Source organism: Azospirillum sp. Marseille-Q6669, assembly GCF_965111635.1.
In genome coordinates, this window is record NZ_CBCOOP010000001.1 from 1,878,177 (window position 1) to 1,899,990 (window position 21,814).

Annotated in this window: 19 protein-coding genes and 1 pseudogene; 10 read left to right on the forward strand and 10 right to left on the reverse strand. The window is 68.4% G+C overall.

The features are described 5' to 3' along the window. Positions 1 to 70: 70 nt before the first annotated feature. Together ACWPXE_RS08270 and ACWPXE_RS08275 are read right to left on the reverse strand one after the other, a co-directional pair. The gene (locus ACWPXE_RS08270) at positions 71 to 1,120 is read right to left on the reverse strand and encodes an alpha/beta fold hydrolase (protein WP_454017423.1); all 1,050 of its coding nucleotides are present in this window, start codon (positions 1,118 to 1,120) and stop codon (positions 71 to 73) included. A gap of 148 nt (positions 1,121 to 1,268) precedes the next feature. Further along, on the reverse strand, positions 1,269 to 1,688 hold the full coding sequence (locus ACWPXE_RS08275) for an Ohr family peroxiredoxin (protein WP_454017424.1): 420 nt from the start codon (positions 1,686 to 1,688) through the stop codon (positions 1,269 to 1,271). 177 nt (positions 1,689 to 1,865) lie between these two features. Between ACWPXE_RS08275 and ACWPXE_RS08280 the strand changes: the two genes are divergently transcribed. Continuing rightward, positions 1,866 to 2,315: a MarR family winged helix-turn-helix transcriptional regulator gene (locus ACWPXE_RS08280; RefSeq protein ID WP_454017425.1), complete on the forward strand. Its 450-nt coding sequence runs from the start codon at positions 1,866 to 1,868 to the stop codon at positions 2,313 to 2,315. Between the two features lie 10 nt (positions 2,316 to 2,325). On the opposite strand, the gene gcvA is transcribed toward ACWPXE_RS08280, so the two are convergent. Next, the gene (gcvA, locus tag ACWPXE_RS08285; RefSeq protein WP_454017426.1) at positions 2,326 to 3,252 is read right to left on the reverse strand and encodes a transcriptional regulator GcvA; all 927 of its coding nucleotides are present in this window, start codon (positions 3,250 to 3,252) and stop codon (positions 2,326 to 2,328) included. A gap of 240 nt (positions 3,253 to 3,492) precedes the next feature. Between gcvA and ACWPXE_RS08290 the strand changes: the two genes are divergently transcribed. The 4 genes and pseudogenes from ACWPXE_RS08290 to ACWPXE_RS08305 all read left to right on the forward strand — a co-directional run bounded on the left by ACWPXE_RS08290 (position 3,493) and on the right by ACWPXE_RS08305 (position 6,393). Further along, the gene (locus tag ACWPXE_RS08290; protein ID WP_454017427.1) at positions 3,493 to 4,203 is read left to right on the forward strand and encodes an SDR family NAD(P)-dependent oxidoreductase; all 711 of its coding nucleotides are present in this window, start codon (positions 3,493 to 3,495) and stop codon (positions 4,201 to 4,203) included. A 40-nt stretch (positions 4,204 to 4,243) separates the two neighbouring features. Beyond that, positions 4,244 to 4,480: a tautomerase family protein gene (locus ACWPXE_RS08295; protein ID WP_454017428.1), complete on the forward strand. Its 237-nt coding sequence runs from the start codon at positions 4,244 to 4,246 to the stop codon at positions 4,478 to 4,480. A 35-nt stretch (positions 4,481 to 4,515) separates the two neighbouring features. Continuing rightward, the gene (locus ACWPXE_RS08300) at positions 4,516 to 4,911 is read left to right on the forward strand and encodes a DDE-type integrase/transposase/recombinase (RefSeq protein WP_454017429.1); all 396 of its coding nucleotides are present in this window, start codon (positions 4,516 to 4,518) and stop codon (positions 4,909 to 4,911) included. A 124-nt stretch (positions 4,912 to 5,035) separates the two neighbouring features. Further along, positions 5,036 to 6,393: pseudogene (locus ACWPXE_RS08305) on the forward strand (IS701 family transposase). 491 nt (positions 6,394 to 6,884) lie between these two features. Here the strand turns inward: ACWPXE_RS08305 and gyrB are convergent. From gyrB to ACWPXE_RS08325, 4 genes are all read right to left on the reverse strand, one after another. Then, positions 6,885 to 9,368: a DNA topoisomerase (ATP-hydrolyzing) subunit B gene (gyrB, locus tag ACWPXE_RS08310; RefSeq protein ID WP_454017430.1), complete on the reverse strand. Its 2,484-nt coding sequence runs from the start codon at positions 9,366 to 9,368 to the stop codon at positions 6,885 to 6,887. Between the two features lie 89 nt (positions 9,369 to 9,457). Next, positions 9,458 to 10,678, reverse strand: coding sequence for a DNA replication/repair protein RecF (gene recF / locus ACWPXE_RS08315; protein WP_454017431.1), 1,221 nt, complete (start codon positions 10,676 to 10,678; stop codon positions 9,458 to 9,460). 98 nt (positions 10,679 to 10,776) lie between these two features. Continuing rightward, positions 10,777 to 11,907 carry a DNA polymerase III subunit beta gene (gene dnaN / locus ACWPXE_RS08320; protein WP_035677532.1) on the reverse strand — a complete coding sequence of 377 codons (1,131 nt, stop codon included), beginning with the start codon at positions 11,905 to 11,907 and terminating at the stop codon, positions 10,777 to 10,779. A 261-nt stretch (positions 11,908 to 12,168) separates the two neighbouring features. Beyond that, positions 12,169 to 13,050, reverse strand: coding sequence for an SDR family oxidoreductase (locus ACWPXE_RS08325; RefSeq protein WP_454017432.1), 882 nt, complete (start codon positions 13,048 to 13,050; stop codon positions 12,169 to 12,171). Between the two features lie 52 nt (positions 13,051 to 13,102). On the opposite strand from ACWPXE_RS08325, the gene ACWPXE_RS08330 reads away from it, so the two are divergent. The 4 genes from ACWPXE_RS08330 to ACWPXE_RS08345 all read left to right on the forward strand — a co-directional run bounded on the left by ACWPXE_RS08330 (position 13,103) and on the right by ACWPXE_RS08345 (position 16,504). Then, positions 13,103 to 13,912, forward strand: coding sequence for a tetratricopeptide repeat protein (locus ACWPXE_RS08330; RefSeq protein ID WP_454017433.1), 810 nt, complete (start codon positions 13,103 to 13,105; stop codon positions 13,910 to 13,912). Between the two features lie 146 nt (positions 13,913 to 14,058). Then, positions 14,059 to 14,358, forward strand: coding sequence for a FeoA family protein (locus ACWPXE_RS08335; RefSeq protein WP_051658377.1), 300 nt, complete (start codon positions 14,059 to 14,061; stop codon positions 14,356 to 14,358). 53 nt (positions 14,359 to 14,411) lie between these two features. Next, a complete protein-coding gene (gene feoB / locus ACWPXE_RS08340; protein ID WP_454017434.1) occupies positions 14,412 to 16,301 on the forward strand; it encodes a ferrous iron transporter B in 1,890 nt (629 codons plus the stop codon). Between the two features lie 20 nt (positions 16,302 to 16,321). Next, on the forward strand, positions 16,322 to 16,504 hold the full coding sequence (locus ACWPXE_RS08345; protein ID WP_237905568.1) for a hypothetical protein: 183 nt from the start codon (positions 16,322 to 16,324) through the stop codon (positions 16,502 to 16,504). Positions 16,505 to 16,514: 10 nt separating this feature from the next. On the opposite strand, the gene ACWPXE_RS08350 is transcribed toward ACWPXE_RS08345, so the two are convergent. Further along, positions 16,515 to 18,152: a diguanylate cyclase domain-containing protein gene (locus ACWPXE_RS08350; RefSeq protein WP_454017915.1), complete on the reverse strand. Its 1,638-nt coding sequence runs from the start codon at positions 18,150 to 18,152 to the stop codon at positions 16,515 to 16,517. 425 nt (positions 18,153 to 18,577) lie between these two features. On the opposite strand from ACWPXE_RS08350, the gene ACWPXE_RS08355 reads away from it, so the two are divergent. Further along, the gene (locus tag ACWPXE_RS08355; protein WP_454017435.1) at positions 18,578 to 19,402 is read left to right on the forward strand and encodes an alpha/beta fold hydrolase; all 825 of its coding nucleotides are present in this window, start codon (positions 18,578 to 18,580) and stop codon (positions 19,400 to 19,402) included. Positions 19,403 to 19,413: 11 nt separating this feature from the next. Here the strand turns inward: ACWPXE_RS08355 and ACWPXE_RS08360 are convergent, their stop codons facing one another. Both ACWPXE_RS08360 and ACWPXE_RS08365 read right to left on the reverse strand, forming a co-directional pair. Then, positions 19,414 to 20,070 carry a response regulator transcription factor gene (locus ACWPXE_RS08360; RefSeq protein WP_014197760.1) on the reverse strand — a complete coding sequence of 219 codons (657 nt, stop codon included), beginning with the start codon at positions 20,068 to 20,070 and terminating at the stop codon, positions 19,414 to 19,416. Continuing rightward, positions 20,067 to 21,695, reverse strand: coding sequence for an MASE4 domain-containing protein (locus ACWPXE_RS08365; protein WP_454017436.1), 1,629 nt, complete (start codon positions 21,693 to 21,695; stop codon positions 20,067 to 20,069). The genes ACWPXE_RS08360 and ACWPXE_RS08365 overlap by 4 nt, the downstream gene beginning before the upstream one ends. Positions 21,696 to 21,814 lie beyond the last annotated feature (119 nt).

Below are 21,814 nucleotides of genomic sequence, written 5' to 3' on the forward strand. Positions count from 1 at the left end.
GAGCGGCAGCCTGCGCCGCTCGCCTCCGGTGAAGGGGTGATGGCGGGGGGAACGCGTGCGCCAGAACCGGTCAGAGCTTGGTAACGTCGACGACCGCGTCCACGAAGGCCTGCGGGGCTTCCTGGGGCAGGTTGTGGCCGGTGCCGCCGGCGATGAGCCGGTGCGCGTATTTGCCTGAGAACTTCGTGGCGTAGGCGCTGGCGTCCGGGTGGGGGGCGCCGTTGGCGTCGCCTTCCATGGTGATGGTCGGCACGGCGATCACCGGAGCTGCGGCAAGCCGCTTTTCCAGTTCGTCATACTTCGGTTCGCCCGGAGCCAGGCCAAGCCGCCAGCGGTAATTGTGGATGACGATGGCAACGTGGTCGGGGTTGTCGAAGGCCGCCGCGGAGCGGCCGAACGTGGCGTCGTCGAACTCCCACTTTGGCGAGGCGAGCCGCCAGATGAGCTTGGCAAAGTCGTGCCGGTGCTGGTCATAGCCGGCCCGGCCGCGGTCCGTGGCGAAATAGAACTGATACCACCATTCGAGTTCGGCCTCCGGCGGCAACGGCTTCCTGCCGGCCTCCTGGTTGCCGATGAGGTAGCCGCTGACCGATACCATGGCCTTGGTCCGCTCCGGCCATAGCGCCGCGACGATGTTGGCGGTCCGCGCGCCCCAATCGAAGCCGGCGAGCGTTGCCTTCTCGATCCTGAGGGCGTCCATCAACGCGATGGTATCGAGGGCGAGCGCCGACGGCTGACCGTTGCGGAAGGTCTCGCCGGACAAAAACCGCGTCGTGTCATAGCCGCGCAGATAGGGCACGATCACCCGGTAGCCCGCCGATGCCAGCGCGGGCGCGACGTCGACGAAGCTGTGGATGTCGTAGGGCCAGCCGTGCAGCAGGACGACCACAGGGCCATCGGCAGGGCCGGCGTCCACATAGCCGATGTTCAGGACGCTCGCGTCGATCTGCTTCAGCGGACCGAACGGCGTGTTCGTTCCCGGCTTGACGGGGCGCGTCGTCGGCTTCGCTTCGGCGGCCTGCGCGGTGGCTGGCCCGGAAAGGCCGATCTGCGTTGCGGCAAGAGTCATGGCCGCTGTGCCCAGAAAACGGCGGCGGTCGCGGTTGATGGCCTCGGGCATCTGTCTGTCTCCGGTGGGATGGAGCAATGGGGCTGAGGGAGGCATGAAAGCGGAAACGATTAAATCGCATGCGATTTCACACTGCGGATCGGTTCACGCGACAGCGTTCCGATTTGACCGTCTTCGATCCTGGACCGTGGGCGCGTTCTCAGACGACGGTGATCGAGACGTCGATATTGCCGCGTGTCGCCAGGGAATAGGGGCAGGTTCCGTGCGCGGTCTGCACCACGGTTTCGGCGGTTCCGCGGTCGAGCCCCGGCAGGCTGACGTTGAGACGGGCCGCGAGGCCGTAGCCGGTGCCGGTGGTGCCGAGATCCACCTCCGCGTTGACCGCGAGGTCCGCTGGAAGCGTGATCTGCATCTTCTGGGCGGCAATCGTCATGGCGCCGATGAAGCACGCCGACCAGCCGGCGGCGAACAGCTGCTCCGGATTGGTGCCGCCACCCGACGAACCGGGGGAGGACAGGGCGATGTTCAGGCGGCCGTCGTCACTGCGGGCGGTGCCGTCCCGTCCCCCGGCGGAGGTGTGGGTCCGGCCGGTGTAAATCACTTTGGTCAGCTGGGGCATGGTGGTGTCCTTGAGGAAAAAGCTATTTTTATACCGTATCCGATCGAATCGGATACGATTGAAATCTACGCAGAGGGCGCGGGAGAGTCAACCTTACGATTTCATCGGATGCGAGTTATATAGGCTCCAGGCCCTTCACATTTTCGTGTGCTGGAGAGGATGACGATGACTCCCCCAATGACGCCAGACGACCCGGCGAGCCCCAAACTGGCTGATTTTCTGTGTTTCGCGATCTATTCGGCCAACCTCGCCTACGGGCGGGCCTACCGGCCAATCCTTGAGGAACTCGGCCTCACCTATCTCCAGTACATCACCATCGTGGCGTTGTGGGAGGAAGACAACCTGACGGTTCGGGGGCTTGGCGAAAAGCTGTTCCTGGAATCCAACACGCTCACACCGATCCTCAAGAAGCTGGAGGTGATGGGCTACGTCACCCGGCAGCGCGATCCGGAGGATGAACGTCAGGTCCGGGTGGGCCTCACCGACGCCGGCCGCCGCCTGCGTGAGAAGGGCCTGAACATGACCCTCGTCAAGCAGACCGGCCTGCCGCCCGATGAGTTTGCAAAGCTGCAAAAGGCCGTCGCGAACCTGCGCGACACACTGCTGGAGGTGAGCAAAGGGGAGTGACGGCCCCCCGTCACCCCTTTCCGCCGGTTTCCTCCCCGGCCGCTTCCTCGATGATCCAGTCGACGAAGGCGTGGACGTTCGCTCGCGACGCGACCTGGGGCGGATACGCGAGGTAATAGCCGAACCCCGCCGGGCAGGACTCCGCAAAGGGGCGGACCAGCCGCCCGGCCGAGAGATCGTCGGCAACGATCAGGCTGCGCCCCAGCAGCACCCCATGCCCATCGACGGCCGCCTGGGTCGCCGTCACCGAGGAATTGAAGCGCAGTCCCCGGTTGAGGTCGACGGCCTGCTCCAGCCCGACCGTTTGCAGCCAGACCCGCCATGACGGGATCGGCCCCGCAAAATTGATCGTCTCGTCGTGCAGCAGCGTGTGTTGCCGCAGGTCGGTGATGCGCTGCAACGGAACGGCGCCGGACAGCAGCCGGGGGCTGCACACCGGAAACAGCTCCTCCTCGAACAGCAGCATGCTTTTCAGGCCAGGGTAGGAGCCGGGACCATAGCGGATGACGATGTCCACCTCGTTGGCGGAAAAATCCACCAGCCGCACGTCCGCGTCGATGCGCAGATCGATGTCGGGGTGGCGCGTCCGAAAATGCTCGATGCGCGGCATCAGCCATTTGGCCGCGAAGGACGGCGACATGCTGACCGTCAGGATGCCGCCCGCGGCCAGCCGCTTGACCTGCCCCATTGCGGCCTCCATCAGGTCGAAGCTGCGCCGCAGGTCCGGCAGCAGGATCTGCCCCGCCTCCGTCAGCAGCACGCGCCGGCCGCTGCGTCGGAACAGCGGCACGCCGAGATAATCCTCCAGCGTCCGCACCTGATGGCTGATCGCCGCCGGGGTGACGCGCAATTCGTCCGCGGCCCGGGCGAAACTGAGGTGGCGGGCGGCGGCCTCGAAGGCGCGGAACCCGCTGAGGGGCAGCAACGGTCGCGACATCGACAAATCCACCTTGTCGATTCGATGAGGAAAGCTCGTTTGCCGTTCTACGCGTCCTGCGGCATTTTTCAATGCGAAAGCGGAGCGGCAAGACAGGGCGGTCGCAAGTTTCGACGGTCCTCCGGTTCCCGCCTCACAACAGAAATTCTCATCGTTTCAATCCACGCCAAGGGGCGTGAAACGACCTGCGAGTGGCGGGCCATCCACACACGACCCTTGTTCGAACCCAAAGGATCCATCATGAGCACGCAGAAGGTTGCGCTGATCACCGGCGCGTCGCAGGGCATCGGTGCGGGTCTGGTGGCGGGCTTCCGCCAGCGCGGTTTCGCGGTCGTCGCCAACTCCCGCTCCATCAAGGCCAGCGACGACCCGAACGTCGTGACCGTCGGCGGCGACGTCGCCGACCCGGAGACCGCCAAGCGCTTGGTGGAGACCGCCCGCGAACGCTTCGGGCGCATCGACACGCTGGTCAACAATGCCGGCATCTTCATCGCCAAGCCCTTCACCGAATACACCGCGGCCGACTACGCGGGGGTCGTCGCCACCAACCTGACCGGCTTCTTCCATGTGTCCCGGTTGGTCGCGACGCAGATGCTGAACCAGGGCAGCGGGCACATCGTCAACATCACCACCACGCTGGTGGAACAGCCGCTGGCCAGCGTGCCCGCGGCGCTGGCTTCCCTGACCAAAGGCGGCTTGGACGCGGTGGTCCGCTCGCTCGCCATCGAATACGCCGGCAAGGGCATCCGCGTGAACGCGGTGTCGCCGGGCATCATCAAGACGCCGATGCACGCCCCGGAAACGCACGAATTCCTGGCCGCTCTGCACCCGGTCGGCCGCCTGGGCGAGATTCAGGACATCGTGGACGCGGTGCTCTACCTGGACTCCGCGAACTTCGTCACCGGCGAAACGCTGCACGTCGACGGTGGCCAGCACGCCGGTCGCTGGTAAGGCCCTGGCGGTAACGCCATCAAGCGGAAAGGAACACCCGATGCCGTACGTGAACATCCAGATCACCCGCGAGGGCACGAGCCCCGGCGCAACCGGCGCGACGCCGGAGCAGAAGGCGACCCTGATCAAGGGTGTCAGCGACCTGTTGTTCGAGGTGCTGAACAAGCCGCACGCGGCGACCTTCGTCGTAATCGACGAGGTTCCCATGGAGAACTGGGGCATGGGCGGGTTGCCGGTTGAGGAATACCGGCGCCAGACGGCGGACAAGACGTCCTGAACCGGCATTGTCAACTTGTCGACCACTCAGTTGCCATGGTCGACGGAGGCGGGCGCGACGCCAAGGCGGCCAAGCGTTTGCTGCGCAAGCTGCTGAGGAAGCAGGGCCGGGCGCCGCGCGTGCTGATCACCGACAAGCTGAAGTCCTACGCCGCCACCAAGCGGGCGATCATGCCGAGGGTGGAGCACCGCCAGCACAAGGGACTGAACAACCGGGCCGAGAACTCCCACCAACCCACCTGTCGGCGTGAACGGCAAAGAAAGCGCTTCAAAGACCCCGCTCAAGTCCAGCCTTTCCTCGCCATTCACGATCCGATCGTCAACCTGTTCCATCTCCGCCGCGACCACCGCTCCGTCGCCGACTATCGCAATGCCCGCGCCCAGGCATTCCAGGTCTGGGCCGAGGTCGCCGGCGCGTCACTGGCGGCGTAATCCGCAGAACGGTGCCGCCCGCCACGCCCTTGCTCTGCCTAGCACTACTTTGGCAGTTCCTGGGTGAGGGCGCGAGGTAAGGGCTGTTGTACAGTTCAGGGGGTGACTGGCGCTGGAGGCGCTCATGCTGGAGGTGCGGACCTGGGAAGCCGAGTTGGACGTTTGGCTGGAGCCGTTTCTGGACGCTCTGGGCCACAAGGCCCGACGGCGCTGGGCCCCGGTCTACATCCGTGGTCTGTACGGGCGCACGGAACGCACGAGCGTCCAGCCGATCGCCGCAGAGGTGACGCCCGGCGACGACGACCAACTGCACAACTTCATCGCCAGCCGCTCCTGGGACACGGCGCCGCTCGAAGCGATCCTGGTGCAAACGGCTGACCAACTGGTCGGTGGCCCGGATGCCATCCTGGCCATCGACGACACCGCCATACTGAAGAAGGGCGAGCACTCCGTGGGCGTCGCTCCCCAGTATGCCGGCGTGGTGGGCAAGAACGCCAACTGTCAGGTCCTGGTCACCCTGACCCTGGCCCGCCGCGAGGTGCCGGTCCCGATGGTCATGCGCCTGCTCCTGCCCGAGGAGTGGACGAGCAAGCCCGATCGGTGCCGGCGCGGGCAGGTGCCGGAAGCCCAGCAGAAGGCGCGGACCAAGCCGGAGCTGGCGATCGAGGAATTGGACCGGGTGCTGGCCGTCGGTGTGCGCTTTGGCTGCGTCGTCGCCGACGCCGGGTATGGCATCAGCGCGGCGTTCCGGCGCGCGCTGAGTGAGCGGGGACTGCGGTGGGCGGTTGGGACGGTGTGCGTCCAGAATGTCTACACGCCAGACGTGACCCTCTCCTGGCCGAAGGCGGCTACGGGGCGCCCCCGCAAGCATCCGATGCCCAGTGAGGATCCGATCTCCGCCGCCGTCATGCTCCAGAAAACGACGTGGCGGCGGCTCACGTGGCGCACCGGGACCAAAGGGGCGCTGAGTGCTCGGTTTGCCGCGATGCGGGTACGCGTGGCCGATGGGCCAGCGATGCGCACGGGCAAACATCAGCCGGGCGAGGAGGTGTGGTTGGTCGGCGAACGCCGCAGCTCCGGCGAAACCAAATATTACCTGAGCAACTTGCCTCCGGACACGCCACTCCGCACCCTGGCGTCTTGGATCAAGGCGCGCTGGGTGTGTGTGAACAAGCGCACCAGCAAATGAAGGAGGAACTGGGGCTCGATCACTTCGAGGGCCGGAACTGGCCCGGCCTGCATCATCATGCGCTCTTGGTGATGATCGCCTTGGCGTTCCTCCAGCACCTTCGGCTCGCCGCCGCGCCGGAGCGGGAGAAAAAAGGACGATGGGGGCAGCGGGCCACCCGCGCAGCCGACGCTCCCCGCTGTCCGCCGAGCCATTCTCGCGCACATTCGTCAGACTGCACCGATCCGATGTCTCTGCTGTCGATGCTGGCTCGTCCCGCACAGGCGGGAGTAGAACTGCCAAAGAAGTGCTAGTCGGCACCCGCCAAAGAAGTCAAAGAATATATTTTTTGAAATCACAGGGTCAGCAGATATTTCCTGCACGTTTATTTAGATTTTGCCTTTTAGGTCGAAGGAAAAGTAAAAGTGTCACGGGTTATCCTGCGAATGATGCAAGATTTACTGCGTGGCTTCTCCTTGTCAACTATAAAGCGGGTTGGGTGCGGGAGGTCTGGTGGCCTGCCGCTACGGCGGGCTGAGCCGCCGTTCGGCGTGCTTGCCGACACACCGGCTGAAGGTGGGGGCGCTCCCGAGGCACCGAAGAGCGGCCGGTTCCCGGCACGCCGACGACCGCGAACAGAGAATTCCTTGCGCCAGCGCACGAAACCTGAGAAATCCTTAATAGGATAATATACCTTAAACACGTATGCCGCGCGCACGTAGAAAAAGAAAGAGGCCCAAAAATTCAATTTTGGACCTCTATATAGTTCAGTGTGGATGGTTATCCGGAAGCCGACAACAGCCGTTTACACGTCCAGGTTGGCGACCTTCAGGGCGTTCTCCTGGATGAACTCGCGGCGCGGCTCCACAATGTCGCCCATCAGAGTGGAAAAGACCTCCTCCGCCTGATCGGCGTGGTTGACCTTCACCTGCAACAGCGAGCGCTTGGTCGGGTCCAAAGTGGTTTCCCAGAGCTGGTCGGGGTTCATCTCGCCCAGCCCCTTGTAGCGCTGGATCGTCACGCCGCGGCGGCCCAGCTCCATCACCGTGTCGAACAGGGCGACGGGGCCGGTCAGGCTGCGGCTCTCCTTCTGCTTCTCGAAGGCACGGCCCGGCTCGGCGTAGACGCGCTTCAGGTCCGCCGCGATGGCATCCAGCTTGCGGGCCTCGGCGCTCTTCAGCAGGTCAGCGTCCAGATGGTGGCGGTGGGTCACGCCGCGGCGCGTCCGCACCAGCGCGTAACCGCCCTGGAGCAGGCTCTCGCCGCGCCAGCCGCCTTCCACGTCCAGCGCGTTCAGCCGGGCGGCGACCGTCTCGGCCGCCTGCTGCGCCTGGGCGGTGTCCTGCGACAGCGCGACCGACAAGGCGCCGCTCACCGCCGCCGATTCCACCACCGACAGGTTGCCGGCCTTGCGGGCCAGCGTCTCGATGTGCAGGCGGGCGCCGCGCGCCTGCTCGACCATCTCGCGCAGCGGCTCGCCGGTCAGCAGGGAGCCGTCGGCGGGGCGCACGGACAGGTCGCCCAGCGCCGCCTCGATCAGATACTCCTCCAGCGCCCGGTCGTCCTTCAGGTACCGCTCCTTCGCGTTGCCGCGCTTGATGCGGTAGAGCGGCGGCTGGGCGATGTAGAGATAGCCGCGCTCGATCAGCTCCGGCATCTGCCGGAAGAAGAAGGTCAGCAGGAGCGTGCGGATGTGGCTGCCGTCCACGTCCGCGTCGGTCATAATGATGATCTTGTGGTAGCGCGTCTTGTCCGGGTTGAACTCGTCGCGCCCAATGCCGGTGCCCAGCGCCGCGATCAGCGTGCCGATCTCGGCCGAGGACAGCATCTTGTCGAAGCGCGCCCGCTCCACGTTCAGGATCTTGCCGCGCAGCGGCAGGATGGCCTGGAACTGGCGCGACCGGCCCTGCTTGGCCGAACCGCCCGCCGAATCGCCCTCCACGATGAAGAGTTCGGACAGCGCCGGGTCGCGCTCCTGGCAGTCGGCCAGCTTGCCGGGCAGGGAGGCGATGTCGAGCGCACCCTTGCGCCGGGTCAGCTCGCGCGCCTTGCGGGCGGCCTCACGGGCGGCGGCGGCCTCGACCACCTTCTGGACGACGCGCTTGGCGTCCGCCGGATGCTCCTCGAAATACTGGGCGAGGCATTCGCCCACCACCGCCTCGACCACCGGACGGACTTCGGAGGAGACCAGCTTGTCCTTGGTCTGGCTGGAGAATTTCGGGTCGGGGACCTTCACCGACAGCACGCAGGTCAGCCCCTCGCGCGCGTCGTCGCCGGAGAGGTTGACCTTCTCCTTCTTCGCGATGCCCGACTCGTTGGCGTAGTTGTTGATCGCCCGCGTCAGCGCCGCGCGGAAGCCGGCGAGGTGGGTGCCGCCGTCCTTCTGCGGGATGTTGTTGGTGAAGCAGAGCGTCGTCTCGTGGTAGCTGTCGTTCCACTGGAGCGAGCATTCCACGGTGACCACGCCGCCATGCTCGGTCGGGCGCTCCGCCTTGATCGAGATCGCCGGCTTGTGCAGCGGCACCTTGGAACGGTCGAGCCAGTTCACGAAGGCTTCCAGCCCGCCTTCGTAATGCAGGTCCTGGACCCGCGGCTCCACCCCGCGGGCATCGGTCAGCACCAGTCGCACGCCGGAGTTCAGGAAGGCCAACTCGCGCAGCCGGTGTTCCAGAGTCGCGAAGTCGAATTCGGTGTTGGTGAAGGTGTCCTTGGACGGCAGGAAGGTGACCTCGGTGCCGGAGAGTGGCTTCTGCCCGCCGTTGCCGTCGTCGACCATCGGGGCCGGGCCGACATCGGCCAGACGGGCATCGGCAACGCCGTGGCGGAAAAGCATGAACCATTCGCGGCCGTTGCGCCAGATGCGCAACTCCAGCGTCTCCGACAGGGCGTTCACCACCGACACGCCCACGCCGTGCAGGCCGCCCGACACCTTGTAGGAGTTCTGGTTGAACTTGCCGCCGGCGTGGAGCTGGGTCATCACGACCTCCGCCGCCGACACGCCCTCTTCGGAGTGGATGTCGGTGGGGATGCCGCGCCCGTTGTCGCGCACCGTGACCGACCCGTCGGCGTTGAGCTGCACCACGACCGCGTCGCAGTAGCCGGCCAGCGCCTCGTCGATCGCGTTGTCCACGACCTCGTAGACCATGTGGTGCAGTCCGGAGCCGTCATCGGTGTCGCCGATGTACATGCCCGGACGCTTGCGCACGGCGTCCAGCCCGCGCAAGACGGTGATCGATTCCGCGCCGTAATCCTGCTGCGGGAGGTCGTTCTTCAGTGCTTCCTGTGCCATGGCTCGACTATAGCAGACTGCGTTGGGTTTCGGCGGAATACCGTACTTCGGTCGGTGATTTTCCGGGCTTTTGAGCCCTTTTTTGAGCGCTAGGCCGGGGTCACGGTCGCATCCTCGATGTGGAAGCGTTTGGCCGCACCGCCCAGCGGCCCGAAGACCGAATCGTCGGTCCCGGTCATCCAGGCCTGGGCGCCCAGCGCCAGGATCTCGTCGAACAGCGCCTCGCGCCGCTGCGGGTCCAGATGGGCGGCCACCTCGTCCAGCAGCAGCAGCGGGGCGGCCCCGCGCTCCGCCGCCAGAAGCCGGGCGTTGGCCAGCATGATGGCGATCAGTAGCGCCTTCTGTTCTCCGGTGGAGCAGAGCGCCGCCGGCATGTCCTTCTGGGCGTGGCGCACCGCGAGATCGCTCTTGTGCGGCCCCAGCGTGGCCCCGCCACTGTCCGAATCGGCCCGCCGGCTGTCACGCAAGGAACGGCGCAGCGCGTCCTCGGCGGCCAGCGCCGGACCGTCGTCGAGCCAGCGTTCCACCGCGCCCTGCACCGTCAGGTCGGCGCCGGGGAAGGGGCCGACGGCCCGCCCACAGGCGGCGCGCAGCCGCTGCACCACGTCGCGGCGGGCGGCGGCCACGGCGACTCCGGTGGTCGCCATCTGGTCCTCCAGCCCGCTCAGCCAGCCCTCGTCACCGTTCCAGCCGCGATGCCCCTCGCGCAGCAGGCGGGCGCGCTCGCGCAGGGCGTGCTCGTAGCGGCTGAGCCGCCCGGCATGGGCAGGGTCGAAGCCGAAGACGAGGCGGTCGAGGAAGCGGCGGCGCCCGCTGGAGCCCTCCAGGAACAGCCGGTCCATCTGCGGGGTCAGCCAGACGACGGCGACATGCTCGGCCAGCACGGTCTGGCCCTTGGCGGGGTGGCCGTCGACCCGGACGACGCGGCGGTCGCGCTCGGCTCCGGACGCCGCCTGGGGGCCGATCTCGCGGCCGGTGCCGATCTCCACCGGGCCGGTGGGGGTGTCCAGAACGGCGGCGACCGCCCAGCCGGCGCTGGTGCCATTGCCAGCGCCGCCGCCGATCCGCTCGACCTCCGCCAGCTTGGCGCCGCGCAGCCCGCGTCCGGGGGCGAGGAAGCTGACCGCTTCGAGCAGGTTGGTCTTGCCGGCGCCGTTCGGCCCGGTCAGCACCACCGGGCGGTGGTCGGGCTCCAGGCGCGCGCTGTCATAGCCGCGGAAGCGGGTCAGGGTCAGGCGCGTCACCGCCAAAGCGGCCGGAGTGTCCACCACGGGGGCGGGGCAGGGCGAAGTCTGTCTGGCGTCGAGCAAAGCGTCCGATCCGGGATGCGGGGACCGGGCCGCCGCACCCCGTCAAACACGGGGTCCGGAGCGCACCGGCCCGAAAAGCGCCGATCCGTCCGGACCGGTCACACACGCATCGGCATCAACACGTAAAGGGCCGTGGGGTCGGCGACGTCGCGCACGATGGTCGGCGACGCGGCGTCGGCCAGCGAGAAGCGTGCGCCCTCACCCTCGATCTGCTGCGTGATATCAAGCAGATAGCGAGAGTTGAAGCCGATTTCCAGGGGGCCTTCCTGGTAATTGACCTCCAGCTCCTCCGTGGCGCTGCCGGCCTCGGGGCTTGTGGCCGACAGGGTCAGGGTGCCGCGGGTCAGCGACAGCTTCACCGCCCGGCTCTTCTCGGTGGAGATGGTGGCGACGCGGTCCACGGCGGCGGCGAACAGCTTGGCGTCCACCTCCATCGTCTTGTCGTTGCCGACCGGGATGACCCGCTCGTAATCCGGGAAGGTGCCGTCGATCAGCTTGGAGGTCACGACCACCGAATCGAAGGCAAAGCGGATCTTGTTGTCCGACAGCGACAGCTCGATGCGGTCGGCGGCCTCGTCGATCAGCTTGCGGATCTCGTTCACGGTCTTGCGCGGAACGATGACGCCGGGGATGCCGGCGGCCCCCTCCGGCAGCGGCATCTCGACCCGCGCCAGACGGTGGCCGTCGGTCGCCACGGCGCGCAGCACCGGCAGTTCGGACCCGCCGGCCTTGGCCTTGGCGGCGTGCAGGTAGATGCCGTTGAGGTAGTAGCGCGTCTCTTCGGTCGAGATGGCGAAGCGGGTGCGGTCGACCAGCGCCCGCAGGTCGCCCGCCGTCAGGTCGAAGCGGTGCGGCAGGTCGCCGCCGGAGAGCTGCGGGAAATCGTCGACCGGCAGGCAGGACAGCTTGAACTGCGACCGGCCGGCGCGCAGCGTCAGGATCGTGCCGTCGCCGCCGATGTCCAGCTCCACCTGGCTGCCGTCCGGCAGCTTGCGCACGATGTCGTACAGCGTGTGGGCCGGGGCGGTGGTGCCGCCCGCGCGGGTCACCGTGGCCGGGACCGTCTCGACGATCTCCAGGTCCATGTCGGTGGCGGCCAGCGACAGTTCGCCGTCGCTCGCCCGCAGCAGCACGTTGGACAGAATGGGGATGGTGTTCCTACGCTCCACCACGCTCTGCACATGACCAAGGGACCGGAGAAGGGCGGCGCGTTCGATGATGATGTTCATGCTGGTCGTCGTCTCGGCAGGTCGTGTTTTTTGCGATTCGCAGGCGTACCCATGCCGGTCCGGCCACAATCCAGCGGGCCGGAACGGGCGCGCATGATACCACAACGTCGGTTTTGCCGAACCAAATTCGTTCGGCGCGGTCGGGCGCTCGCCGGAAACGCCGATTCCGGCCCATCCGGAGGCCCGTGACGCCCCCGCGGGGTGCTGCCGTAGGGGGATGCGGCCGGGGCGGGAGGACGCGCGATTCGCGCCGCCGCGACTCTACCGCCCGCTCTCCGCGGCGAATTGCGCGTCCAGCCCGGCGCGGTAGTCCGGGTGGGTCAACGTCACGCCGAGCTGGCGCTTGATGCGGTCGTTCTTCACCCGGCGGCAGTCGGTGTAGAAGCTGGCGGCCATCGGCGACAGCCCGGCCTCCTCGAAGGGCACCAGCGGCGGCGGCTCGACCCCCAGCAGGCCGCAGGCGTAGCTCACCACCTCGTGGGAGGGGGAGGGCAGGTCGTCGGCGACGTTGTAGACCGCGCCCAGCGTCGGCTTGTCCATCGAGGCGCGCAGCGTCGCCGCGATGTCCTCCACATGGATGCGGCTGAACACCTGTCCGGGCTTGTCCACCCGCCGGGCGGTGCCGTCGCGCACGTTGTCCAGCGCGCTGCGCCCCGGCCCGTAGATGCCCGCCAGCCGGAAGAGATGCATCGGCACGCCATACTGGCGGTAGAGGTTCAGCCAGCCGCGCTCCGCCTCGACGCGGCGTTTCTGCCGCTCGCCGGTCGGGCGCAGCCACGCCGCCTCGCCCACCCAGTCGCCCTTGGTGTCGCCGTAGACTCCGGTGGTGGAAAGATAGCCGGCCCAGTCGAGCGTCCGCAGGTCCGCCAGATCCATGGCGTGCTGGTCGAGCACCGGGTCGCCCCGTTCGTCGGGCGGCACGCTGACCAGCAGATGGGTGGTGCCGGCAAGGGCGGCGCGGGCGTCCTCCAGTGGGCGGCCCCGGTCGAACAGGAACGCCTCGATGCCCTGCGCCTCCAGGGCGGCGCGCTTGTCCTCGCCGCGGCAGGTGGCGGCGATCCGCCAGCCCTCGGCCTTCAGCCGGTCGGCGAACACGCGGGCGGTGAAACCCAGGCCGAAGACGAACAGACGGGGTGAAGCCATGTCTTGCGGGGTCCTTGCGTCGGAAGCGGCAATGGCGGAGTGTAAGGCCGCCATGAACCGACGCAACGCTTACCTCATCACGGCCGCGCTGGCGCTCTTCTCCGTCAGCCCCGCCTTGGCCGCTCCCGCCATCGATCACAACCGGGAGTTCCAGGCCTGCCTGATGCTCGCCGAGAAGCGCCCGGCCGAAGCGCTGGAGAGCGCGCAGACCTGGCTGAACCGCGGCGGCGGCGACCATGCCCGGCTGTGCCAGGCGCTGGCGCTGTTCCACAAGGGTGACTTCACCACCGCCGGGGCGCGGCTGGAGGAGTTGGCCCCGGTGCTGGGCAAGGACGACCCGAAGGCCGGGGCCTCGATCCTCGGGCGGGCGGGCTGGGCGTGGCTGCGCGCCGGCGACAATGTGCGGGCGGAGCGGGCCTACAGCCGCGCCCTGGCGCTCCAGCCGGACGATGTGGACCTGCTGATCGACCGCGCCATCGCGCGGGCCGAGACGGAGCGCTTCTGGGACGCCGTGGCCGACCTGGACGCGGCGCTGAAGAAGGACCCGCGGCGGCCCGAGGCCTATCTCTACCGCGCCGCCGCCCACAAGGCGCTCGCCAACGACCGGCAGGCCGTCGCCGACATCGACCGCGCGCTGGAGCTGCGCCCCGGCGATCCCGACGCCCTGCTGCTGCGCGCCAACATCAAGGCGCAGGCCGGCAATCTGCCCGGCGCGCGTGAGGATTGGAGCCAGATCGTCCGCAACACGCCGAACAGCGCGGCGGCGAAGACGGCGCAGGCCAACCTCGACCGCTCCGCCAGGGCGCCGGCGCCCACCGTCAAAGGCGACGCGAAGGGGCCGGCGGCCCCCGTAAAGCCCTAATCGTATTGGGGGCATTGCGCTCATTTTACAAGGCTCCTGCGACATTTAGCCGACTGGACGGATGCGAACGCTTCGCAGGATCATCCGCGGCGAAGAGGGGCGGACAGGAACGCGCCCCCCACCTCCCGGTGCGATCAGGTGCAGCCATGAGCGGTCATCCCACCCCCGAAACGGGCCAGTCCCCCGGCGGACGGCATTTGGGCGAGTTGAAGAAGGGCGAGCGCGCCCGCGTGACCGGCGTCGATGAGCGGGGGGTCGTCACCACCCTTCCCGAAGGGGAGTTGGAGCGGCGCATGATCGAGATGGGGCTGGTCGAAGGCTCCCACGTCGAGGTCCTGCACGAAGCCTTTCCGGGCCGCGACCCCATCGCCATCCGCGTGAATGAGCACACGCTGGCGCTCCGCCGCGCCGAGGCGCGCGCCGTGCTGGTGGCGCCCGCCGCCTGACGCGCGGCGCCGCCACCCTCCTTCAAAGCGACCCCCTGCAAGGACATCCGGCCATGTCGGTCCTGGACTCCGCCCTGCCGCCGCGCATCGCGCTGGTCGGCAACCCGAACTGCGGCAAGACCGCCCTGTTCAACGCGCTCACCGGTTCCCGCCAGAAGGTGGCGAACTACCCCGGCGTCACCGTGGAACGGAAGATTGGGCATTTCGTCAGCCCGCTCGGCCGCCGCGTTCAGGTGATCGACCTGCCGGGCACCTACAGCCTGCGCGCCCGCTCCCCCGACGAGGAGGTGACCCGCGACGTCGTGCTCGGCCGCTTCTCGCACGAGGACAGCCCCGACCTGCTGGTCTGCGTCGCCGACGCCACCAACCTGCGCCTGAACCTGCGGCTGGTGGTCGAGCTGAAGCGGCTGGGCCGCCCGATCATCCTGGCGCTGAACATGATGGACGCGGCGGAGAAGCGCGGCTGCCGCATCGACGCGGCGGCCCTGTCGGCCGCGCTCGGCGTGCCGGTGGTGCCGACCGTCGCCATCCGCCGCGGCGGCGTCCAGCCGCTGCTGGAGCAGATCGACGGGGCCATGGCCATGGCGGCCGATGCGGCGGAGAATCCTGCCTCCTGCGGCTGGAGCGAGCCGTCCTCGCGCGACCTGCGGGCCTATCATCAGGAGGTCGAAAGGCTGTTGGCCGGCTGCGTGGCCGATGCCGGCCTGCCGCCGCTGGCGACCCGGCGGGTGGACGCCGTGCTGCTGCACCCGGTGTTCGGGCTGGCCTTCCTGTTCCTCGTGCTGTTCCTGATGTTCCAGGCGGTGTTCGCCTGGGCCGAGGCGCCGATGAACCTGATCGACGGCGCGGTCAGCGGGCTCAAGGACTGGGTGGCCGCCACCCTGCCGGACGGCGCGCTGCGCAGCCTGCTGACCGACGGGATCATCGCCGGGGTGGGCAGCGTGGTCATCTTCCTGCCGCAGATCCTCGTGCTGTTCTTCTTCATCCTGGTGCTGGAGGCGACCGGCTATCTCGCCCGCGCCGCCTTCCTGCTGGACCGGCTGATGGGCGGGGTGGGGCTGCACGGGCGCGCCTTCATCCCGCTGCTGTCCAGCTTCGCCTGCGCGGTGCCCGGCGTCATGGCGGCGCGCACCATCGAGAACCGCGCCGACCGGCTGGCGACCATCATGATCGCCCCGCTGATGACCTGCTCCGCCCGGCTGCCGGTCTACACGCTGCTGATCGCGGCCTTCGTGCCGGACCGTCCGCTGCTGGGCGGTCTGGTCGGGCTGCCGGGGCTGGTGATGTTCGCGCTCTACGCCGCCGGCATCCTGTCGGCGCTGGCCGTCGCCTTCGTTTTGAAGGGCACGGTGTTCAAGGGCGCCCGCGAGCCGCTGCTGATGGAGCTTCCAGCCTACCGCCTGCCCAACCCGCGCGACATCGCGCTGGGCCTGTTCGAGCGGGCCAAGGTCTTCCTGGCGCGGGCCGGCACGACGATCTTCGCCCTGATGATCGTCATGTGGTTCCTGGCGAGCTTCCCCGGCGCGCCGGAGGGGGCGACCGAGCCGGCCATCCAGTATTCCATCGCCGGCATGATCGGCCACGCGCTGGAACCGCTGCTGGCGCCCATCGGCTTCACCTGGCAGATCGCCGTGGCGCTGGTGCCGGGCATCGCGGCGCGCGAGGTGGCGGTCGGCGTGCTGGGCACGATCTACGCGCTGAGCGAGAGCGGCGACGCGCTGCAATCCTCGCTGGCCGGGGCTCTGGCCGCCTCCTGGAGCCTGCCGACCGCGCTGTCGCTGCTCGCCTGGTACGTCTTCGCCCCGCAATGCGTCGCCACCCTGTCGGTGGTGAAGCGGGAGACCAACGGCTGGTTCTGGCCGGCGGTGATGTTCGCCTACATGATCACGCTGGCCTACGGGGCGAGCTTCATCACCTACCGCCTCGCGTCTGCGCTGCTGTGAAGGAAGGGGAGGGCACGGCCATGTGGCAGGATTTGCTGGTCGCGGTGGTGGTGGCGCTGGCCGCGGCGTGGACGCTGTGGCGGGTGATCCTGCCGGCCGGGCTGCGCGCTCGCCTGCTGGGCAGGGCCGCGCCGAAGGGGTCTGGCTGTGGCGGCAGGTGCACGGGCTGCGGCCCGGCCGGTGGCGGTTCAAGCTGCCACTGAGCCGGCGCTCCTACAGGGCCGGGACGCGGGCGGCGCCCCTCTTGACCGCGTACATCGCCTGATCGGCGTGGACGATGAGTTGCTGGGCATCCCGCCCGTCCTGCGGGTAGACGGCGACGCCGATCGACAGGGCGAGCCGCAGCCGCAGCCCGTCGATCAGGATTGGCTCCGCCAACGCCGTCCGGCACTTGTCGGCGACGGTTTCCGCCCCGGCGGGGGTCACCTCCACCTCCAGGATGATGGCGAATTCGTCGCCGCCGATGCGGGCGATCAGGTCGGACTTGCGCAGCAGGCCGGACAGGCGGCGCGCCACCACCCGCAGCACTTCGTCGCCCCGGCTGTGGCCGTGGGTGTCGTTGATCGGCTTGAAGCCGTCGAGGTCGATGTAGAGCAGGGCGAACAGGGTGCCGCCGCGCTCCGCCCGGTCGATGGCCTGTTGCAGCCGGTCGTGGAACATGGTGCGGTTCGGCAGTTCGGTCAGCGCGTCGTGGTGGGCCATGTGGGCCATGCGCGCCTCGCTCGCCCGCAGGGCGGCCTCCTGCTCCCTCAGCTTGCCCAGCAGATAGTTGAAGCCCTGCGCCAGCTCCCCGACCTCGTCCATGCGGTGGACCGGCAGGGGCGACAGCTCGACATGCCCGTCGGCCATCTGGTGCATCCGCCGCGCCGCCTGGGTCAGCGGGCGGAAGAAGCGGCGCATGCCGAAGAACAGCACGGTCACGGCGAAGGCGGCGATCATCAGGCTGTTGGTGGCGATGAAGGTCTGCAGGTCGCGCACCCCTTCGAACGCCTCCGCCGTGGGCAGGCGGGCGACCAGGAACCAACCCGCCGTCGGCACCGCCGCGATGGCCGACAGCTCTTCCACCCCCGCCGCGTTGACGGTGATGCCGGTGCCGCGGTAACCGGCCATGGCCCGGTCGTGCAGCGGATTCACCCCCTCCGGCGGGGTCGCGGTCAGGATCATCCCGTGGTCGCTGGCCGACACGAACAGCCTGTCGCGGGGGGAAACCAGCAGGAAGCCGCCGCTGCGCCCGATGCGGTTTCCCTGGACCAGATTGAGAAAGCCGGGCGACGACAGGGCGGTGGCGCCGGCCAGGACCGCGACCGGGGTTCCGGCGGCGTCGGTGACCGCCATCGCCATGACCACCATCGGCTCTCCGTCGATGGCGGAGCGGGCGGGCCGCCCGATCACCGGTTCGCGTGACGCCAGCGCCGCCTGGAACCAGTCGCGATCCGAAACGTCGAAATCGGGCGGGCGGTGCCGTTCCGGATAATCCGCGAAGACTCCATGGCCGTCCGGCTGGACGATCATCAGACCGCGCGAGAACAGTGGCGCGATCTCGTGATGCGTCTTCAGCCAGTCGCGCAGAGCCGTGGGATCGTCGAGGGCCATCAACGGCAGGCTTCCGGCGGCGCGGCGCAGGAGGTCGAGCCGGGCTTTGATCTTCTCGTCGATGTCGTGGGCAACATAGGAGGCGGTCGATTGCTGTTGGGACGAGGTCAGGTTGTTGATCTTGTCCTCCAAGAAGGAGGACAGGACCCAGATGCGCGCGCAGGCGCCGACAAAGACCAGAACTAGTCCAAACAGCATAAGACGTACGATGACGCTGCGGCTCTGCCGGCGCAGTTCATCAACCACCGCGACGAGCATTCGCAAGCTTTGCTCCTCCAAGAAACCGTCCGCTCATTTCCCAGATGGATAGGCTTCCTGCCCACCGTTGCCCGAAGATAAACGATGCCGGTCCCATCCGGAAGACGCAAAGGGAGCTAAATCCCCGACAAAAGCACCGGAACTGATTGAAAAAACGAAATATTTCCACCGGTGGGCGAACAGTGGCGCCGCTGGTTCGCGCGCCTTATCGTTCTCGGCTCCCCGCCCGTGATTCAGCGGCTCCGCTCTCCATCGGCTTGCCATACACACGGGCAGGCCACCGATACCTCCGTATAGTTTCCAGGCAGGACAGCCTTCGGCACTGTTGTGACGCCGACGAGGTTCCGCGCTGCCCATGGAAAGGCCGGTGTCCGCCTTCCCCTCGCGCCGCGGATCTTTCGCGCGCCCGAAAAATGGAGGGGGTTTTGAGCACGATCTCGACCAAGGACGGCACCCGCATCTTCTACAAGGACTGGGGCAGCGGACAGCCGGTGGTCTTCTCGCACGGGTGGCCGCTCAGCGCCGACGCCTGGGACGGGCAGATGCTGTTCTTCGGCCAGCAGGGCTACCGGGTCATCGCCCACGACCGGCGCAGCCACGGCCGGTCCGACCAGACCTGGACCGGCAACCACATGGACCAGTACGCCGACGATCTGGCCGAGCTGCTCGACGCGCTGGACGTGCGCGATGCGGTGATGATCGGCCATTCTACCGGCGGTGGCGAGGTCGCCCGATACATCGGGCGGCACGGCACCGGACGGGTCGCCAAGGCCGTGCTGGTCGGAGCGGTGCCGCCGATCATGCTGAAAACCGCCGCCAACCCCGGCGGCCTGCCGATGGAGGTCTTCGACGGCATCCGCAAGGGCACCTACGACGACCGATCGCAGTTCTTCCTGGACCTGACCATGCCCTTCTACGGCTTCAACCGCGACGGGGCGAAGGTGTCGGAGGGGCTGCGGCAATCCTTCTGGCTGCAGGGCATGATGGCCGGGATCAAGGGCGCCTACGACTGCATCCAGCAATTCTCGGAAACCGACTTCACCGAGGATCTGAGGAAGATGGCGGTGCCGACGCTGTTGGTCCACGGCGACGACGACCAGATCGTGCCCATCGACGCGGCGGCCCGCCGCGCCGTGGAGATCGCGCCGCAGGCGACGCTGACAGTCTACGAGGGGGCGCCGCACGGGCTGACGGCCACCCATCAGGACCGCTTCAACGCCGACGTGCTGGCCTTCATCAAAGGATCGTAAGCAAGGACCGGTCAGGACTCGCCGTTGGGGGTCACCTTGTCGGCGATGCGCACCAGATCGGGCAAGGACCGCGCCTGCATCTTGCGCATCACGCTGGCACGGTGGACCTTCACGGTGATCTCGCTGAGCTGCAGCTCGGCGGCGATCTGCTTGTTGAGCTGCCCGGCGGCGACGAGCTGCATCACCTCCCGCTCGCGCGGGGTCAGGCTGCGGAATCGTTCCTGAAGATCGGACAGGGCGTCGACGGCGCGGCGGCGGTCGCGGTCGCGCTCGATGCCGGTGTGGACGGCGTCGATCAGATCCTGGTCGCGGAAGGGCTTGGCCAGGAACTCGACGGCGCCGGCCTTCATCGCCGTCACCGACATGGGAATGTCGCCATGGCCGGTGATGAAGACGACCGGCAGATGGATGCCCGCCCCGGTCAGCTCGCGCTGGAACTCCAGGCCGCTCTGGCCGGGCAGCCGCACGTCCAGCACCAGGCAGCCCGGCGCGTCGGGCCAGCGATGCTGCAGGAAGTCCTGCGCCGAGGCGAAGGGCAGGGCGGTCAGCCCGACCGAGCGCAGCAGGCTGACCAGCGATTCCCGGATCGACGGATCATCGTCGATGATGGCGACGAAGGGCGTTTCCATGGTTGCGGGGGACCGGTCGGAAACGGTGCGGTCGGTCATCGCGTCCGCTCCAGGGCGGCGCCCGCCGCTGGCCGCTCCGGCTCGTCGTCGGCGGGCAGGGTGAAGCGGAAGACGGCGCCGTGGGGCTGGTTGGCGGCCACCCACAGCCGGCCGCCATGGGCCTCCACGATCGACTGGCAGATGGTCAGCCCCATACCGATTCCATGCTCCTTGGTGGTGAAGAAGGGTTCGAACAGCCGCTCCTCCTGGGTCGCCTGCAACCCGGTGCCGGTGTCCTCCACCGACACCAGGACGTCCGCGAGGCCGCGGCGGCGCGAACGGATGCTCAGCACGCGCGGACGGTCGGCGACCGCGCCCATCGCGTCGTCGGCGTTGGCGATCAGGTTCAGCAGCACCTGCTCGAGCTGCACCGGGCTGCCGTTGACCGGCGGCAGGCTCTGCTGAAGGTCGGTGCGCACGGCGATCCGGTTCAGGCGGCGCTCGCCCTCCGTGCGGTCCAGCGCGCTCCGGATCACGCCGTTGATGTCCAGCCGGCTGCGCTGGGGCGGCGCCTTGCGGAAGGAATCGCGGATGCAGGCGATCACCCGCGCGGCGCGGTGGCCGTCGTCGGAGATCCGCCTCAGCGCCGCCCGCACCTCCACCAGATTGGGCGACGGGCGGTCGAGCCAGCGCAGTCCGGCGCCCGCGTTGGTGACCATGCTCGCCAGCGGCTGGTTGACCTCGTGCGCGATGGAGGCGGAGAGCGCCTCCAGGCTGGCCAGACGCGCGTCGCGCACCCGCCGTTCCGCCGCCACCGAGCGGACCAGCCGCCCATAGAGCGTCGTCATCTCCGCCAGCAGGATCAGCAGGACGACGCTGGAAGCGGCCAGCCCGAACAGCCGCCCCGACCACCAGCCGGCGCTGAAGCGCCCGCCGCTGATGAAGCTGAGCAGGCAGGTCTCGATGGCCCAGGCGGCCAGGACGACCATCAGCCAGAGGTCCAGAACGGAGCGCCGCTGCCGCCACAGGACGGCCAGTGCGGCGGCGCAGAGCGCCAGCGCGGTCACCGGCACGACCCGCCACAGCGGCGTTTCCCGCATGGTGTCGACCATCAGCCGGGGAAGAACGGCGTCGTTGGCCAGCGCGAAGGCCGTCAGGCCTCCGGCCAGCGCCGCCGCCAGCGCCACGCCGCCCGCGATGGCGGGCAGGGCCGGGCGGTGCGCCTCGCGTGGGCCGGCCTCCATGGCCTTCAGCAGCGCGTATGCCAGGATGAACAGCGGCAGGCCGACGCGGCGCCCGGCGGCCACGATGGCCGTGCTCTGCAGGCCGGCGCCGAGCAGCCCGGTCGGCGCGAAGACTCCGGGGAAGGTCAGCGCCCAGGGAACAATCAGCAGTGCCGTGACCAGATAACCGGCGGCCAGCGCCAATAGGGCCGGCGTTCGCTGCGTGGCGTAGAGCGCGAACAGCAGGACGGCGGTCATCAGCTCGGTCAGCAGGACCGCGGTGGCGTAGGCGGGCAGCAGGACCGCCGTGCCGTCCAGCGTCAGGCGGGCGAAGGGGGTCGCGATCGCCAGCGCGACCAGAAGCCCCGCCACCGTGCCGATGGCCAGCCGCGTCTGACCCGCCCCCGGGGGCAGGGTTGCCAGAAGAAACCGCTGGTCTCCGGGGACATCCCTCGTGCGCATCACCGTCGCTCGCCTGGCCGTCGGGTCACGTCTTCCCTCAACCCTGTCCCTTTGTCCTGTCCCTTTACCCTGACCGGCACCGGCGGCGAGCGGCGCCTTGGCCTGATATACCAAGGTAT

Bases quoted from the DNA above. Each gene is read 5' to 3' on its own strand.
- ACWPXE_RS08280 (WP_454017425.1), top strand. From the start codon at position 1,866: ATGACGCCAGACGACCCGGCGAGCCCCAAACTGGCTGATTTTCTGTGT.
- ACWPXE_RS08335 (WP_051658377.1), top strand. From the start codon at position 14,059: ATGAGCGGTCATCCCACCCCCGAAACGGGCCAGTCCCCCGGCGGACGG.
- gyrB (WP_454017430.1), bottom strand. From the start codon at position 9,368: ATGGCACAGGAAGCACTGAAGAACGACCTCCCGCAGCAGGATTACGGC.
- feoB (WP_454017434.1), top strand. From the start codon at position 14,412: ATGTCGGTCCTGGACTCCGCCCTGCCGCCGCGCATCGCGCTGGTCGGC.
- ACWPXE_RS08325 (WP_454017432.1), bottom strand. From the start codon at position 13,050: ATGGCTTCACCCCGTCTGTTCGTCTTCGGCCTGGGTTTCACCGCCCGC.
- ACWPXE_RS08275 (WP_454017424.1), bottom strand. From the start codon at position 1,688: ATGCCCCAGCTGACCAAAGTGATTTACACCGGCCGGACCCACACCTCC.
- dnaN (WP_035677532.1), bottom strand. From the start codon at position 11,907: ATGAACATCATCATCGAACGCGCCGCCCTTCTCCGGTCCCTTGGTCAT.
- ACWPXE_RS08345 (WP_237905568.1), top strand. From the start codon at position 16,322: ATGTGGCAGGATTTGCTGGTCGCGGTGGTGGTGGCGCTGGCCGCGGCG.
- ACWPXE_RS08270 (WP_454017423.1), bottom strand. From the start codon at position 1,120: ATGCCCGAGGCCATCAACCGCGACCGCCGCCGTTTTCTGGGCACAGCG.
- ACWPXE_RS08350 (WP_454017915.1), bottom strand. From the start codon at position 18,152: ATGCTCGTCGCGGTGGTTGATGAACTGCGCCGGCAGAGCCGCAGCGTC.
- ACWPXE_RS08290 (WP_454017427.1), top strand. From the start codon at position 3,493: ATGAGCACGCAGAAGGTTGCGCTGATCACCGGCGCGTCGCAGGGCATC.
- ACWPXE_RS08360 (WP_014197760.1), bottom strand. From the start codon at position 20,070: ATGACCGACCGCACCGTTTCCGACCGGTCCCCCGCAACCATGGAAACG.
- ACWPXE_RS08330 (WP_454017433.1), top strand. From the start codon at position 13,103: ATGAACCGACGCAACGCTTACCTCATCACGGCCGCGCTGGCGCTCTTC.
- ACWPXE_RS08300 (WP_454017429.1), top strand. From the start codon at position 4,516: ATGGTCGACGGAGGCGGGCGCGACGCCAAGGCGGCCAAGCGTTTGCTG.
- gcvA (WP_454017426.1), bottom strand. From the start codon at position 3,252: ATGTCGCGACCGTTGCTGCCCCTCAGCGGGTTCCGCGCCTTCGAGGCC.
- ACWPXE_RS08295 (WP_454017428.1), top strand. From the start codon at position 4,244: ATGCCGTACGTGAACATCCAGATCACCCGCGAGGGCACGAGCCCCGGC.
- ACWPXE_RS08365 (WP_454017436.1), bottom strand. From the start codon at position 21,695: ATGCGCACGAGGGATGTCCCCGGAGACCAGCGGTTTCTTCTGGCAACC.